Here is a 16,443-nt window from a genome sequence, read left to right as displayed (position 1 = left end):
GCACGATACGTTGCTGTCATTTCAACATGCATCTCCCGGTACGTGTCACATGAGCTTAAAGCTCTTCACTATCAGCGGCGTATCCAACAGCACGTGTGGCGCAACAGAGTGGTACGACCACACGTGGACCCAAGCATTCCCACTGCGGATCGTGAGCACTGCCTTGACCATGCCCGGACCGAAGTACTGGAACATGAGGAAGCTCAGTGAAAGTATTATGTTCTTTGGCGAGTTCCACAGTGTCCAGGCTTCGAACAAATGCAGGACCGCGTATGTTACTCCTCCGAGAATGACGGTTGTGACAATCGAACCCGTCAGCTTCAAGAACCGCGGGAGCAGGATCGCGTAGATGAAGACCATGATTGGAAGCGAAGTCCCAAAGAAATACACAACGAACGTCGCCGGCACTCCCACAAGCAGCTGGTGGCCGCTGAGTTTGAAGATCCCATGCTCGAAGATCAGCTCAAATGCCGACTCCAAGATTAGGATGACCACGATAAGCAGCAGGTCCTGTCGACGATCCGTCGACGTCAGACTGAGCGCTTCATTTGAGTAGCCTCTCGCCCGGAAAACGACGTACGGGATGACCGCGTAGACCACAAAGTTGTAGGCAACCCATGCATACACGTCTGCCGGTGAGACGTTTGACGTGATCCCGAAGACCGAGCCCGGCAGGTGGAGACTAATGGGATAGGTCCCGATAAGGCGACCAAGTCCAAGCCCAATGACCTGGGCCACGACGGCGTAACCCACGAGAAACGAGAGTTCCACTCGATTGACCGCCGATTCGGGCGCTCGCGTAGCTAGGTCGATAACCGTCCGCCGCCGGGTGACATAGAAGGCTACGCCGATTAGTAAAAGCACCCACAGAATCTGAACGTTTGCGCTGAGTAGTTGCGAACCAGGCGACATATCGCTCACGTTCGGCCAATCAAATGGAAGAGTCCGTCTACTCAGCGCGACAAACGCGACGCAAGCCGCCCAGATGACGATCGTTACCTGGACACTTCGATGTCGCAGAAGGTTTGTCGCTGAAGTCATCCCGATTCTCTTCAACTCGTTTCCCCAGCATGGCCGAGACCATCATGCCAGACGATAGCGATTCACGCGGCAGCGCTACTTGAACCCGAGAGCTAGGACTTTCGCCGGGCGTCTTACGTTTGATGTGATCTGACTTCTGGCGCGCCCATTCTACGAAATTAAACGTATGCCGCTTCCCTCCGGAGATTTGGCTTCGATCTCACCGCAAACCCAAACCCTACATTGAGTGTGTAGTGGTCAATGAAGATGCGCCGGATGAAAAACAGCTACAGTTGGTCAGTATTTTGGTCAGCTTCCGACCATCCAGGGTTATGCCACCCACGAGCGCGATTTCGGGCTCGATACCCACGCGCTTGAGCAGCGCTACCGCTCGTACGGCGAGCGAGTTGTGAACACCGCGCAGGATGTCCTCGACCGTTCGGCCCTGGCTCACGCGCCTTTTTCAGGGGCGATCGGCTCCTGAAGAGAGCGAGCGAGCTGGGATTTGGTCCGACGCCGTCAAATCGCGGCGTGCGCATCATGGTGACGTTGCCCGCCGACGCCGCCGGAACGGGCAGCTCTTCTGGCAAGAAATGCGAGGGATGCAGAGAATGGCGAATCCGAGCGCTATAAAGTGAGCCAACATTTCGATAGCACTGAGTTACATCCCGAATGGCTCAATTAAAGAGCAACTATCCGACGAGGTACCTAGTCATGATTCCCGCCGTAGCGATCGCCATTCAGATAGCCGCCATTCCGGTTCACACGATCCAGCATGTGGTCATCGTTATTCAAGAAAACCGGAGCGTCGACAATCTCTTCAATGGATTCCCCGGCGCGGACACCGTTCGATCCGGCAAGCGCCATGATGGGTCTATCGTACGGCTTCACTCAGTGAGCCTCAATGATCCAGTTGACGTCGATCACGCGCGTCAGACGTTCCTAAATGAATACGACGGCGGAAAAATGGATGGTTTCGACACTATCGGTACCCTGCCAAAACGAAATGGCAACTACCCCTATGCGTTCGTGCCACGCAGCGAAACGCAACCCTACTGGGCGCTAGCGCGCGAGTTTACCTTCGCTGACGAGACATTCGAGTCGGTAGGTGGTCCGAGTTTCCCCGCACATCAATACTTGATCTCCGGCGAATCCGGCACAGCGGTTGATAATCCCAACCGAACTGCTAGCGGTGTCTTTTGGTGGGGATGCGATTCGCCGGCGGGCGTCACGGTTGCGCTGCTCGGTCCGCATGGACGGGATGGTCGCAAAGTCTTTCCGTGCTTCGACTACCCCACACTCGCCGATGTGCTCGACCAGCACGGTATCTCGTGGCGTTCATATTCCCCGACATCAGATGATTTAGGCTCCATTTGGTCGGCTTTCGATGCCATTAAGCACATTCGGTACGGCAGCGATTGGGGAGCGAACGTGGTCACACCGCAGACGCGGGTGCTCAAAGACATCGCGGCTGGAACGCTCCCCGCGATCTCGTGGGTGACGCCTGATTTTCGTAGTTCCGATCACTCGCAGTACGGAATCGGGGGCCGCGAGCTGGTCGCGCGTACCGACCTTGGTCCGCAATGGGTCGCCTCAATCGCAAACGCGCTCGGGCACAGCGACCTCTGGAAGTCGACAGTGCTTATCGTGGTCTGGGATGACTGGGGAGGATGGTACGACCACGTAGCACCGCCCCAACTGGATGCTATGGGATTGGGATTCCGCGTGCCCATGATCGTCATCTCGCCGTATGCCAGACGCGGGTATGTATCGCACCATCGTCATGAATTTGGAAGTATTCTCAAGTTCACTGAAGAGGTCTTCGGACTACAGGAGATCAGCACCACCGATCGTCGCGCGGATGATCTATCGGATTGCTTCGATTTCTCACAAACGACGCAACCGTACGTCACGGTCTTGACCGAAGTGACTGAATCAGAACTTATGGCGATGCCACCGTCGAACGTGCCGCCTGATTCATACTGATTGCAAATCCATCCGCAAGCGACGTCGATCCACCGCAAAAGATGAGCAGAAGTAATGCTTGAGGACATTGGAGCCGCGCTGCTCCCGGCCATCATCACCATTATGCTCGGCTATCTCGCGGCTCGCCATCACGACTTTCAGCAAGCGGACGCGTCGATCCTGAATCGGATGGTGATGACTTATGCTTTGCCGATCGCCCTCTTTCTCGCAACGGTGAGCACGACGCGCTCCGAATTTTTCAACGACGGTGTTTTGTTGACCGCACTGTTCGTTGCAATCGTCGGCTTGTATTGTGCAGTTTTTTTGATTTGTCGTTTTGGCTTCCGGCTCTCCCGTGGGATGAGCGCGCTGTTCGCATTGGGTGCTTCGGTGCCCAACAGCACCTTTGTTGGTACGGTGGTACTCGGCTCTTTGTACGGCACAACCAGCGGTATCGTTGTCGCGGTCAGCGCGATCCTCCAGCAACTCACGGTGGTACCCTTGACGATGATTTTCCTTTCAATCGATGCGGGCCCAACAACGGCACACTCAGGCTCACGCCGCATAGACATCCTGAGGAACGTCGTCGAAGCGATCAAGCAGCCAGTGGTGTGGCTTCCACTGCTCGGATTTGCGGCGGTCCTGTTCGGTGTAGCCGTGCCGAAGCTGATCGCCGACTCGCTGCAGATGCTGGGCAACGCCGCCTCAGGCGTCGCGCTGTTCTCGGCGGGAATCATTCTGGCCGGTTTTGCGGTCACGATTAGCGGTCAGGTCCTCTTCCTCGTGTTCATCAAGAACGTTCTGCAGCCCGCGCTGGTGTGGGGCGGCTTGTTGGCGCTGGGTTACACGAATCCGCTTCTCGGCGAAGCGGCAGTCACCGCGGCTCTCCCCATGGTCGTGCTCATCGTCATGCTGAGCGTTCACTACCGTGTTGGTCAAAAGGAGGCTGCATCCGCCCTATTCATCAGCATCATCGCATCGCTTGTTACGACGAGTTTCTTTATCTTTCTGACGAGCAGATAGCCGCAGGGATTGGAAAGACCGATAGTACTCGTTCATTTCGGCGGGCAAGTCCCTGCTCCGGGCTTGATGGTTGAAAATTGTGAAGCAGGAAATGACGGGAACGACTTGCCGCCGCCTGCGGACTTCACGCAATCGTACGCCAGAATGTACGCCAATAACGCAGCGTAGTCTCTCTTCGAGAGCGATCCTGGCGCGGTGAGCGGCATTTGTTGCGCAACAATTCCGTAGATTTGAGAAACGCTAAGATTCGAATGCGAGAAGCTCGGACCGTTGAGAGCCGGGCCCGACACCCCTTGCAGGCGTGCGCCATGGCAAGAAAGGCAGTTTTTCGCGTAGACTCCCGATCCTGTGGTGACCTGCGCTGCTGTATACGGAACGGTAACGATAGCGGCAGCGGTTGCCTGCGTCGACGGCGCAGACTCTGTGTTGGCGATTCCCGAGACCGCTGCGACAGGCTGACCGGTCGCATCGTTTGTCATCGTTTGCGATGGGCTGAGACTATAGGCGACGACGCGAGCGCCTTGCGATTTGGGCAGATTAGGAGTTTGTTGATTACCGGCTTCGCCAGCTTCTACGACGAGGTACTCATGACCGTCGCTTGCACGATAGGCCGAGATCGGCGCAACGATTGCCGAGCCAACGTCGTCATGCCACAGTTCTCTGCCTGTCGTTGGGTCGAAAGCATACACGCGTCCGCGCACATCGGTTGTAAAAATCAAGCCGTTTCGCGTTACTAGCACTCCGCCTGCGGCAGCATAAGGCAAAGGGTTTCTCCATGAGGGCCTTCCCGTCGCCACGTTCACTGCGGTCAGCACGCCGGTCGCGTCCTGGCGTTTAGGTAGAGGTCCAGCGGTGTATGGCTGCCCTGGAATGTATGGAACCGCGCCCGTATAAACGATCTTCCAAATCGCGCATTCTTGCGTGCTCGGAATGAAGAAGAAATCGGTTGCGGCATCGTACGAACCGCCGTTCCATTCGATACCACCGCCGTGATTCGGGCAGCCGAACGTTCCGGTCTTGGTTGGTACTGTTGTAAAGATGCCCTGTTGATTGCTCACGACTAGCCGGCTTACGAGTTTTCCGTTCGTCCGATCGAGAATGACGAAGTCTCCAGCTTTGTCTCCGACCGCCAATAACTGTCGCTGCGCGTTACCAACTTTAGCGCTAAAGAGCACTGGTGGCATCGATGGATCGTTGTCGTGGACGTCGTTGGGAGAAACCTTGTAATACCACTCAAGCTTCGGCGTATCGCCGGCAATATTAAGTGCGACGACAGAATCAGCGTATAGATTTTCGCCTTTGCGCCCGTATTCCGTAAGGTTCGGACCGGGGTTTCCGGGCGCGGCGTAGAGCGTGTCCGTTGCCTGATCGATAGATAGACCAGCCCAAACAGCAGCCCCGCCGTGTATATAGGAATTCCCGGGCCAAGTTTCGTGCCCCGGCTCACCCGGTTGCGCGACCGTGTGCCAATCCCACAAGCGCGACCCATCCTGCGCGCCAAAAGCGCTTATTAATCCGCTTCCGCCGAGATCTCCGCCCGACGTCCCAACGATCACTTTGTTCTTATAAATGTATGCAGCAGTTGAGTACCATGTGTTGCTGGTGTCGTGGCAAGCGGGGACGTCGAAAACTTGTTGACCCGTCCCTGCGTCGATGGCGACCAGGCGGCAATCCTGCGTGACGATGTAGAGACGGCCGTTTGCCAAACCGACGCCACGATTTACCGGATATTGCAGCTCATATGCTGGGCTGTAGCCGAAAGCCCAGTGCAACACGCCGGACTTGCCATCTAAGGCAAGGACGTTATCGTGCGAAGTCGAGACGTAAACCATGCCGTTCCAAACGATCGGAGACGCCTCTTCCTCACCGTCGTCCTTTAACGTAGTTATCCACGCCTTCTTGAGCTGGGTGACGTTAGCCGGAGAGATCTCGTCGAGTCCGGTGACGCGGTTTCCAGCGTAAGTCTTGCCGGGAATGATCCAGTCGGCGTCATCGGAACGAGCTTGAAGGAGAGCCGCAGAATCGGGCCACGCCGGTTGACTGCTGCCGCTTTGGGAACTTTGCGAACACGCTACCAGCATTGACAAAATCGGCGCGATCGTTAGGATACGCAATGCGGTTCTCATTGTCGCCACCTCTTTCGGCGTTGAGCCTCGAGAAGTATACGAGTAAAAGGCGATCGCTGCCTGTGGCTCTACACGCCCACAGCCTTTGCTAGCCTATTTTGGGGTTAACGCTAGCGAGAACCCTGGAGTCTATACGCGTGAATCCAAACAGCGTCACACTCGGTCCACCGACTTAGGGCGGCAGATGAAGTAGTTCCCATGCTGCTATAGAATTACCCGGCACTTCGCAAACTGACGCACTGTCTCAAGCGTACTCGAGGTGGATCATGCGCCGATATCTCATCGCGTTGACTGCTGGAGCGATGTTCTTGACAGGCTGCAACCACGCAAACTCCACGCTGCCGCAGCCTGCCCGTGACTTCATGCCCAATCAGACGCACGCTCATGAGTCGACTGAAAATCCGCCCATGCACTACCATGTCTTGCATAGGTTTCTGGGCGGCGCGGACGGCGACGACCCAAGGGGAACCTTGGTTCGAGACACGGCGGGAAATGTCTACGGCACCACTCGAGACGGTGGCCCGTTAGGCAAGGGGACGGTTTTCAAAATCGATGCCGGCGGCACTTTGATCAGATTTGCCTTTTTCAAAGAGATCGGGGATGGCGCACACCCAAACGGGGGTTTGTTGCTTGACGCGGCGGGCAAGCTATACGGCACGGCCGCGCGCGGCGGTACGTCAGGCGACGGGGTGGTCTTCAGGCTCGATCCAAGCGGTAATGAAACGGTGATCCATAGCTTCGATGGTTCGGACGGTGATATTCCTCTTGCGGGGTTGACGCAGGACGCGAGCGGCAACTTCTATGGTACCACTCAGCGCGGCGGCGCGCACGGGTCAGGAGTGGTTTTCAAGTTGGACGCGAGCGGCAACGAAACGCTGCTGCATAGCTTTGCCGGCGACGAATTTCCCAATCAGACTGTGGTGACGGATTTAGCCGGCGACGTCTTCGGCACCACGCCAGACGGCGACTTTGGATTCACAGGGCTTGCTTTCAAGTTGGGCCCGCGCGGGAAGTATGCTGTTCTCCATTCCTTTAGAGGGTACGGGGACGGGTTCGAACCAGGCGCGGGATTGATCCGAGATGCGGCGGGAAATCTGTACGGGAGCACTCGTACGGGCGGCTCTGTGGGCGGCGGAATTGTGTACAAGTTAGATCGAGACGGCGGCGAGACTATACTTCATGACTTCAGCAATCCTGACGGAGTAGCTCCCCAAGGGGATTTAGTTCGAGATTCGGCCGGCAACCTTTATGGGACCACGCGCGATGGTGGCACCTATTTTCGCGGAGTCATATTCCGCTTGGATCCAAATGGCAACGAGACCGTCCTATACAATTTCAACCGCAGTGACGGCGACCATCCTACGGCGGGATTGATTCGAGATTCAGCAGGAAACCTCTACGGTACAACGCACTCGGGCGGTTCGTCAAATTGCGATCCCATCGGCTGCGGGGTCGTGTTCGAGCTCAGCCATTAGTCACGTCACCACGGCGGTTCACTTAACTGTACGCGAGTCTCACGTCTTGGTGCGCGCCTCTGCGTTCTTCGTCGGATGCGTACCCGCGATAATGGCATGAACGTCCGCGCCGACGATTGACCCAAGGTATGGGCCGCTCTTCGGTTACACGAACAACGGGCACAACGCATTCGGCGTAGTTTTCAAGCTCATGCCCTTCCGAGTCGTGCCGTTGATGAACGTCATCTCATCGGACGCGACGAACAAATACAGCTGCGCGATCCTCCGTTGTGTCAACGTAGGAGCGGATTTTCATAAATATTCTGACTGAGCCGATTTCAGCGGCTTTTCAACTCAGTCTGCAATGATGTGCGTTGAACCAAGCATCCGAAACTGAAGCATTTTCGCTTTTTGAGGAGACCGACTCTATGATTCGATGGGATCGCATCTCGACGAGCGCGTGCTGCATGGCGCTCACAGCGGCGTTCAGCATCGGCACGACGCACGAGGCGAGCGCTGCCGGACAAGGAAGATACTTGCAAGTCAACCTCACCTCTAACGTCCACGGCATGGCCCAGCACACCGACGCCAACCTCGTGAATGGATGGGGACTCGCGTTTTTCATCAACAGTCCGTTCTGGGTGTCCGACAACGGTACGGGGCTTTCCACGATCTACGACGGAGGCGGGGTTCCCCAGGGACTGGTCGTGACCGTGCCGCCGGCGCCCGAGCAAGCGAGCGGCACGCTCGGTAGTCCAACGGGAATCGTACCGAATCCATCGATACGATGGGTGGTCTCCAAAAATGGAAAGTCAGGCCCTGCGGCGTTCATCTTCGACACGCTAGACGGCACCATCAGCGGCTGGAGCCCGGGAGTCGCCCCACACCATGCGATCATCGCCGTGGACAACTTCAAGGCACATGCGTCCTACACGGGTCTCGAGATCGTGACCGATCGCAACGGCCCGCGCCTGTACGCAGCGAACAATGCGAATAACACGATCGACGTCTTCGGCGGCAACTTTCAACCCCTGTTCTCATTCACCGATCCGAACGTGCCGAAGGGCTACAGCACGTACGCGATCCACGCAATCCAAGGCCGCTTGTTCGTCACGTTCGCGGGCCTTGGCGGGGGAATCGTCGACATCTTCGATACCGGCGGTCACCTCATGCGTACGTTCGCGTCGAACGGCCGGGGCGGCCACCTGGTCTCTCCATGGGGCATCGCGCTGGCGCCGCATGACTTCGGACGGTTCAGTAATGCGTTGTTGATCGGGAACGTGGACGACGGCCACATCAGCGCATTCAACTTCATGACCGGTGCATTTCTCGGGCAGCTCGTCGATCCGCAAGGGCACACCATCAAAATCCCAGGTCTTTGGTCGCTGCAATTCGGTGCCGACAATCCCGCGAACGGCAAGTCGGACGAGTTGTTCTTCACGGCCGGACCGAACGATTATTCCGACGGTCTCTTCGGGAAGATCATCGAACAAGACGGTCACTAGACGGCAGTCGGGGACACGCAAAGACGCTCGCTCCGCAAGGGGCGAGCGTTCTTCGCGATGGGGTGACGGATGTCGGCGCGCGGCTTCCGCCATTTCGAAACCCTGCTGCTGCTTGATGCCGAGCACGTTGCCAGCCGGATCGCGGAAGTGCGCGAGCACCTCCGACTGGCCGGAATCCGCTTGCGATGGTGGGCACGAGAGGTCTCAAACCTCTGACCCCTACGGTGTCAAGGAAAGAAAAGCGTAGTTTCTGGAGTTATCCCGTGGCGTTTGGTGCGTTCTGGTGGCGTCCAGAGCGTGTAGTTCGCTGCAGTTGGTCAGCATTTTGGTCAGCACTCGGCGTGAGGCCCCGCCGTTCGTCACTTTTGACGTCGACCGACTCTTAGCTCGGACCGCCCCTTTCGGCCCGAACAAACCCTAGGTAACGAAGTGTACTTCTTCAAGGTATTCTCGAGGATATCGAGCGGCAAGTGAATCTCCATCATCTCGAATTAGCTTCAGTTGAAGGCGGTTGCGCTTGCGAGAGCGTCAGTGCTTCGTCTGCAGTCTGATCCTCCGTCCATCCTGCGCCTTCAGCCATTAAAACCTCAAGCTCATCGGATGCGATTTCCTCGCGTAGAGAAATCAGCAGCTTGTTGTAGGCCCACGCCTCTGTCGGCTCGCGCCGGCTGCCAAGCTTCTGGTATGCAGCATCGACATAACCCGCTAGCCGGGCGGCGCGGTGCCGCTCGCCGTGAAGGGACAGAATCAGCGCGAGGTGCTGAATGGCGATGGCCGTGCAGTAGGTGTATTGAGTTTCCCGGGACCACCGAATCGCTTCGCACGCCTCGGAGCGCGCCTCGCCTAACTGCCCCAACGCGATTCGATAAACGGCCAAGTTGGCGTAAACGATAGCCACCAGCCTAAAATTCTTCGCCCCTAGGTAAATTGCAATCGCATCACTGGCGTGCCGCACCGCCGCTTCGGTCCCTCCCTGAGAAAACTCAAGCTCGGCGAGGTTGAATAGATATCCTGCGCTCGCCGCATCGTCTCCCAGCGCCTTCGCCGCCGACAATGTTTCACCGAGGAGCTGCCGCGCGACCTCAGCATCACCACGAGCCCACACCGTGCTGCTGAGTGAAAAGAGGCAACGAACGACCTCGGTCGCATCGCCTGCTTCGCGCAGATCTGGCATGGCGCGGCGCAACGCCTGCTCAGCTTCGTCGATTCGGCCTAGTTGATGCAAGCCGGAACCAACGCAACGTAGCGCGCGGGCAGTACCGCGTCGGTCCCCGAGCGATTCGTAAAGCGCGCGGGCGCGTTCACCGTCTTCGAGTTTGCGCAGGCCATCATTCAACACCGCCGACGTTAGCCACAGACGCGCGGCCACGGCAGGCGCCTGAGCCTCGTCGATGCGGCCCAGGGCGCTCATAGTCCAACGCCGCCCTTCGCCGGTCCGCCCACCATACCACCAAAGTAATCCTAGGTTCCCGGCGATCGTCCCGCCTGAGATCGGATCGTTGTCACCACTGAGCGCCCAGTCCAATGCCGCACGAAAGTTGTCGATTTCTGGTTCGTACTTTCTTAACCATGATTGTGCTGGCTTATTCTTCGAGACCTCGTCCGCCTCGCGTGCCATAGCCGCGAAACACTCAGCATGTTTCCGTGCCAGCCCGATGCGCTCGCCCTCCTCCGTGAGTAACTCGAGCCCGTACTCGCGGGTGGATTCGAGAAGGCGGTAACGCTCCATGGGGCCCGTCGTGTCAACCACGATCAGCGATTTTTCCGCCAGTGACGCCAGCAATTCGAGAACGTCACCCTTTTCGATGGTCTCGCTTGCGATAACGTCGCTCGCGGTCTCAAGTGTCCAACCACCGGCGAAAATAGACGCCCGGCGAAAGAGCAGCTTCTCGCTCTCCGCAAGCAGATCGTAGCTCCAGTCAATGAGCGCTCGCAACGTTTGTTGGCGAGGAAGCACCGCACGGCTTCCCCCGGTGAGGATCCGGAAGCGCTCTGCAAGCCGCTCGGCCAAGTGCGGAATGCTCATGACTTTAACTCGGGCCGCGGCCAGCTCGATTGCCAGCGCTATACCATCGAGATGCTTGCAGATCTCAGCGACGATCGGGGCGGTGTCGTCCGACAGCGCGAATCTCGAATCGGCGGCTGCGGCACGGTCCGCAAAGAGCCTCACTGCACCGAACCGTAACGCTTCGTCTAGCCTGAGCGCTTGGATCTTTTCCGGAACGGCGAGCGGCGGCACTTGGTGCACGATTTCGCCGGCAATGCCCAGGCCCTGCCGCGAAGTCGCGAGGATCCGTACGTCGGGGCAGTTTGTCACTATAGCGTTAGCGAGTTTCGCGGCGGCGGCGACAAGATGTTCACAATTGTCAAGGATCACGAGCATTCGTTTGCGCCGTAAGCCGGTGACAATTGCGTCTGTCGGGGATCGATCTTGGGGCACGGTTATGTTGAGAACTTGCGCCGTGATGTTGGCCACCAACTCGGGATCACTCAGCGATGCTAGCTCGACAAACCAAACGCCGTCTCGGTAGCGTTCGATCAATTCGGCACCCAATTGAAGCGCGAGCCGAGTCTTGCCTATGCCGCCGGCGCCTACGAGCGTCAAGAGCGATGCGCCATCGAGAAGCGATCTCACGTCTTCGATATCGCGTCCTCGACCGCGAAAGCTCGTCACCTGGACGGGGAGATTGTGGTGGTGCGCTTCCAGTGAGCGAAGCGGCGGGAAATCGCTTAGGAGATCAGGGTCGCACAGCTGGTAGATGTGTTCGGGTTGGGAAAGATCTTTGAGTCGGTGGATACCGAGGTCGATCAGCGTCGCCTTTGGCCCCAACTTGCCATGGGCGAGCTCCGCTGTTACCCCGGACAGCAGCGTCTGACCACCACTCCCAACCGCGAGCAGTCGCGCTGTGCGGTTGACCGTTGGACCGAAGTAATCGCCGTCGCGTTCGGTCGTCTCACCTGTGTGTAACGCAAGCCGGACGCACAAGCCGCCGACTTGCGAAAAGTCTTCCGTGATGAGTTCGCGCTGGGCATTCAGAGCCGCCGCGATGGCGTCAGATACGCGCGGAAATGTCGCGCAGAACGCGTCGCCAACTGTCTTGAAGACATAGCCGCCGTGCGACTCGATGGCGTTACGCATAAGCACATCGTGGCGCTTGACCGCGTCGGCCATCGCATCAGGGTGAGATTCCCACCGTTCGGTACTTCCCTCAATGTCCGAGACTAAGAAGGTCACCGTGCCGGTGGGCAACGTCCGCAAGTCGGCCGTATGTTTTTTGTCGTCGACGGAACTCGACATGTGCAATCGTTCCCGGGTTAGGGGTGAATCCCCCTACGTTCCTCTGATTCTATCTTGAGACAGTGAGGCAGTTCGCTCGTCGCGGACGCCCGGCGTCCGCAATAATGGAGGCGTCGACTGCCGCAACATTTCAAGCGAAATGGCGAACTGATCGACGTTAAGGACATAGCGGTTCTCAAGCGACCCGCGCTGGCAATCTGTATCGCTCAAATCGCAAGCGTTTGGAACGACGTTGAAATATGGTTTGGGATATCGTACACGCAAATGTTGCTCGGGAGGGAGCCCGCAGCATTTGAGTCGTCTACGATACCTTCGACCTGTAGCCACGCCAGCGGCCTTTTGGTTCGGCAGCCAAGCTGAAGCTAACGCCTGAGTTAAAGTACGAGGCAAATGACTTCTTTGACAAGGCTGGGAAAATGTCAACAGAGAGGAACAGGGTCGTTCATGGAACTTGGGGCGCCGTCGCATCGCGGCCATGATCACTCATGGCGCGTGGTTCGACAACTGCGAAGGGATACCCATATGACTCGCGGACCGACAAGAGCTCAGACTCAACAATTGAAGACTAAGTATAACAAAAGTTATGGGGATAAGCCGCGTCGCCAAATGCTGTTCTAGGGAGGGCCGGTCCGTTCCTCAAGCCAGTTGAGCATGTGTCCCCACTTGTAGGAGACGATGATGCGGTCGGCTGTGGTCTGCGCGAAGTTGATCCAAGTGACGTCGGCCGTCCCCGACATATCTTGGAACGGCAGCGGATCCGGGCCGCAATTAGCCGGACCGGACACGTGCTTGCCGAACTTCGTTTACGTCGAACCGTGGCATGGGCAGAGAAAAATCTGTGAGGCTTTGTTCCAATTGGCTTTGGCTGGTGGAAAGTGTGTATTTCGAGGTTTCGACTTGAGCGAAAGATCAATGCAAAACGCCGCAATCCCTTGCGGCGTAAGGCTCCGAAATGGTGGGCACGAGAGGTCTCGAACCTCCGACCCCTACAGTGTCAAGGAAAGAAAAGCGTAGGTTTTGGTATCATCCTGTAGAGTTTAGGCTCACTGCATGACGACCAGAGCGTGCAGTTCGCTGCAGTTGGTCAGCATTTTGGTCAGCAACGTTTCAGCGCTGCCCGGGATTCTACATGTCCGCCTTCGTGATATTTCGCGTTCGTCAAGCGCGTCTATTACGCGGCGACCTTTTCAAGCCGGCGCTTTGCCAGCAATGCCGCGCCCAGCGCGTTGACGATCTCGGGCGTTTCCGGCACGTTCACCGGCATCGCAAGCATCTCCGAAAGCGCGCGAACCATACCACCTTGGCGAGCCATGCCACCCACGAGCGTGATTTCGGGCTCGATACCCACCCGCTTGAGCAGCGCCACCGCTCGTTCGGCGAGCGAGTTGTGAACACCGCGCAGGATGTCTTCGACCGTTCGGCCCTGGCTCACGTGATTGATGATTTCCGACTCGGCAAGTACCGCGCAGATGCTCGATATCGTCACCGGGTCGCTGCCCGCCAGCGAGAGATCGCTTACTGCTTCGAGTTCGATCTCCAGGTAGCGCGCGGCGCGCTCGACGAATCCGCCGGCGCCCGCCGCGCACTTGTCGTTCGACTTGAACTCCTTCACGCGCCCTATCTCGTTCACCCTAACGGCGCGTGAGCTTTGCGAACCGATGTCGATGACGCATCGCGTGTTTGGGAACACAGCCATCGCGCCGAATGCGCCGGAGGTGATGTCGGTGACCTGCGTGTCGCGGTCCGGGTAACTTGAGCGGCCGAAACCGGTCGTGATGATGTAGTCGACGTCGGAACGCGACGCCCCGATTTCATCGAGCGCTGCAGTGAGTGCGGAATCGACGAGGTCGGCGAACGGCGGTTTGGTGCGCGCGAGATGCCAACCCCGCAGCATGCCGCCCCGGTCGACGAGAGCGATCTTCGTTGCACGCGAACCGATGTCGATGCCGGCAATGAGACTCATGACAACTCCTTACGCGATGTTTTCGGCGACGAGCACGAGACCGCGCTCCAGCGCGAAGGCAGCCGCGCCAATGGCGCCCATGTAGTGCGAATCGTCGCACACGTTGACCTTGAGTCCAAGCCGGTCTTCAAGCGCGCGCACCATGCCGACGTTGAGCGAGACGCCGCCAGTAAACGTGATTTCGGGCTCGAGACCCACGCGGCGAACGAGCGCGATCGTTCGTGCGGCGATTGCGCTGTGGATACCGCCGAGGATGTCGGAAACCTTCTTGCCCTGTGCCAGGTATGCCATGATGTCCGACTCGACGAACACCGTGCAGACAGTTGACAGCCGCACGGGGTTGCGTGCCTGCAGCGACAATTGACCGATGGCGTCGAGAGGCTGCGCAAGCACCTCGGCGGCAGTGGCCAAGAAACGGCCGGTGCCTGCCGCACATTTGTCGTTCATGACGAAATCGAGCACCTCACCTCCGAGCACCTTGATGCCCTTGGCGTCTTGACCACCCATGTCGATGACGGTGCGTGTACCCGGAAACACGGAGCAGGCGCCCTTCGCATGACAACTTATCTCGGTGACCTGTAAATCGCCGAACTCAACTTTGAATCGGCCGTAGCCGGTCCCGACCACGCAGGCCACGTCGGCACGAGCTATGCCGGCGGCTGCGAGCGCTTTGTCGAACGCGCGCTCTGCGGCCCGCGTGACATTCGAACCCGTCTCGATGAGCGAGCGGGCGACGATACGCCGCGCTTCGTCGATGATCACGCACTTTGTCTGCGTGGATCCGACGTCTACTCCGCCAGCGAAGATCATAGTCGTCCTCCTCACGCGCCGGCCGCACTTGTCAGTTTGCGGTGTGCCATCGACTCGAAAAAGGCGTCGATCCGGTTTCGCATCTGCGCTTCTGAGAAGTAGCGCGGATCTTCGAGGTCCGACTCGACCAGGAGCGTCGGCACACCGCGCTTCGTGAAGTAGTCGCGCATATCGCCTTGGCCAGCCGAGAACAATCGGCAACTCTTCACCGAGTGAATGACCAGCGCATCGGCATGCCACTCATCCAGATAGCGCGCGATCTGATCGTAGCGCTGCAGGAAGTTGCGATTCGTCAGATTCCAACGCAACAGGTGTTCTGCGATGCTCTCCAGCGGCCGGTCGGGGTCGTGCGAGAAACCAAACTCCCACAGACCGCCCACGGTCGAATAAGTGGATGCTACCGCGACCGCGTTCCAGCGCGTAAACATATCGCGGAAGACACGAAGGTACGGCCACGGAGGCGGGCCTTCGACGACAATTCGGAAGTCCTCGCGATCGAGCGGCCCGCGCTTATCGTCAGCCATTTGTCTATATTCTTCGTAAGCCGTCTCGAAGAATTCAAGACCCTGCTCGGTACCGCGCAAGCAGTAGAGCGGAGCCATCATCGTCACCGAATCGAAATATGCGTCATACGGCGCTGGCGTGCGCTTGGTGAGGTGCTTGATCTTTGACCACAGGTCGCCCGTCTTCGACGACAGCTCCACCGCGCGATGCAGTTTGTCCTCATCGAGCTTCTTGCCCGTGAGCTCCTCACATGTCGCGATGAGGGACCGGAGCTGACGCATCACATACGTCACGTCGTCCGTTGTAGGGCTGCCCGATCGCGTGCGGATGAAGGGGATGTCAAGATGAAATGCGGGTCGCTTTGTGTATTCGGCGAGATGGTCGAACCAGTGCAAGTACACGTTGCAGCCTACGTAGTTGCAGAGCAGCAGTGATGGTTCGGGAATCGTGGCAAACGGCGTCTTGCGGCCCGCGAAGTAGAGTCCGATGTCGGCCTTGACGTAGGCGCAATTATCGGTCGAATACCCCATCTCTTCCGCTGCTTGAATGAATCCAAGCGACTGCTTTTTGACTGCCAGTTGAAGCGCGTTAACCTCCGGGTAGACCGGTAAAATTTCGAAGGCGCGCAGCAGTTCGACCGGATTGCCGCCGATGAGCAAGTAGGCCGCTGGCGCGCCCCTGCCTTCCGCCGACGCCGTCAATTCGGAATAATACTGGCTCATCAGCTCTTTTTGGAGATGGTGCAATCGGCCTTGGTATGCGATTTCTGGCACGA

The 16,443-nt window shown here is 58.0% G+C and carries 12 protein-coding genes; 5 read left to right on the top strand and 7 right to left on the bottom strand.

The genetic code is table 11. The annotated features are described in order from the left end of the window. Positions 1-45 precede the first annotated feature (45 nt). On the bottom strand, positions 46-771 hold the full coding sequence (locus VII69_13715; protein ID HEY5096168.1) for a hypothetical protein: 726 nt from the start codon (positions 769-771) through the stop codon (positions 46-48). A gap of 963 nt (positions 772-1,734) precedes the next feature. On the opposite strand from VII69_13715, the gene VII69_13710 reads away from it, so the two are divergent. Both VII69_13710 and VII69_13705 read left to right on the top strand, forming a co-directional pair. Then, positions 1,735-3,006: an alkaline phosphatase family protein gene (locus tag VII69_13710; protein ID HEY5096167.1), complete on the top strand. Its 1,272-nt coding sequence runs from the start codon at positions 1,735-1,737 to the stop codon at positions 3,004-3,006. Positions 3,007-3,060: 54 nt separating this feature from the next. Continuing rightward, the gene (locus VII69_13705; protein ID HEY5096166.1) at positions 3,061-4,008 is read left to right on the top strand and encodes an AEC family transporter; all 948 of its coding nucleotides are present in this window, start codon (positions 3,061-3,063) and stop codon (positions 4,006-4,008) included. 32 nt (positions 4,009-4,040) lie between these two features. Here the strand turns inward: VII69_13705 and VII69_13700 are convergent, their stop codons facing one another. Beyond that, positions 4,041-6,134 carry a PQQ-binding-like beta-propeller repeat protein gene (locus VII69_13700; protein ID HEY5096165.1) on the bottom strand — a complete coding sequence of 698 codons (2,094 nt, stop codon included), beginning with the start codon at positions 6,132-6,134 and terminating at the stop codon, positions 4,041-4,043. Between the two features lie 266 nt (positions 6,135-6,400). Between VII69_13700 and VII69_13695 the strand changes: the two genes are divergently transcribed. From VII69_13695 to VII69_13685, 3 genes are all read left to right on the top strand, one after another. After that, positions 6,401-7,609: a choice-of-anchor tandem repeat GloVer-containing protein gene (locus VII69_13695; protein ID HEY5096164.1), complete on the top strand. Its 1,209-nt coding sequence runs from the start codon at positions 6,401-6,403 to the stop codon at positions 7,607-7,609. A 407-nt stretch (positions 7,610-8,016) separates the two neighbouring features. Beyond that, positions 8,017-9,093 carry a TIGR03118 family protein gene (locus VII69_13690; protein HEY5096163.1) on the top strand — a complete coding sequence of 359 codons (1,077 nt, stop codon included), beginning with the start codon at positions 8,017-8,019 and terminating at the stop codon, positions 9,091-9,093. Between the two features lie 69 nt (positions 9,094-9,162). Beyond that, positions 9,163-9,309, top strand: a complete 147-nt coding sequence (locus VII69_13685; GenBank protein HEY5096162.1) for a hypothetical protein — start codon at positions 9,163-9,165, stop codon at positions 9,307-9,309. A 265-nt stretch (positions 9,310-9,574) separates the two neighbouring features. Here the strand turns inward: VII69_13685 and VII69_13680 are convergent, their stop codons facing one another. The 5 genes from VII69_13680 to VII69_13660 all read right to left on the bottom strand — a co-directional run bounded on the left by VII69_13680 (position 9,575) and on the right by VII69_13660 (position 16,441). After that, complete coding sequence (locus VII69_13680) at positions 9,575-12,343, bottom strand: adenylate/guanylate cyclase domain-containing protein (GenBank protein ID HEY5096161.1); 2,769 nt, start codon at positions 12,341-12,343, stop codon at positions 9,575-9,577. Between the two features lie 662 nt (positions 12,344-13,005). Next, complete coding sequence (locus tag VII69_13675) at positions 13,006-13,176, bottom strand: hypothetical protein (protein ID HEY5096160.1); 171 nt, start codon at positions 13,174-13,176, stop codon at positions 13,006-13,008. A 386-nt stretch (positions 13,177-13,562) separates the two neighbouring features. Beyond that, positions 13,563-14,354, bottom strand: a complete 792-nt coding sequence (locus VII69_13670; GenBank protein ID HEY5096159.1) for an acyl-CoA dehydratase activase — start codon at positions 14,352-14,354, stop codon at positions 13,563-13,565. A gap of 9 nt (positions 14,355-14,363) precedes the next feature. After that, a complete protein-coding gene (locus VII69_13665) occupies positions 14,364-15,164 on the bottom strand; it encodes an acyl-CoA dehydratase activase (GenBank protein ID HEY5096158.1) in 801 nt (266 codons plus the stop codon). Between the two features lie 11 nt (positions 15,165-15,175). Next, complete coding sequence (locus VII69_13660) at positions 15,176-16,441, bottom strand: 2-hydroxyacyl-CoA dehydratase family protein (protein ID HEY5096157.1); 1,266 nt, start codon at positions 16,439-16,441, stop codon at positions 15,176-15,178. Positions 16,442-16,443 lie beyond the last annotated feature (2 nt).

This window comes from Candidatus Eremiobacteraceae bacterium (assembly GCA_036511855.1).
Lineage (GTDB): Bacteria > Vulcanimicrobiota > Vulcanimicrobiia > Eremiobacterales > Eremiobacteraceae > JABCYQ01.
The sequence above is the reverse complement of the archived record's forward strand: the minus strand, read 5'-3'. Positions and strand labels throughout refer to the sequence as shown.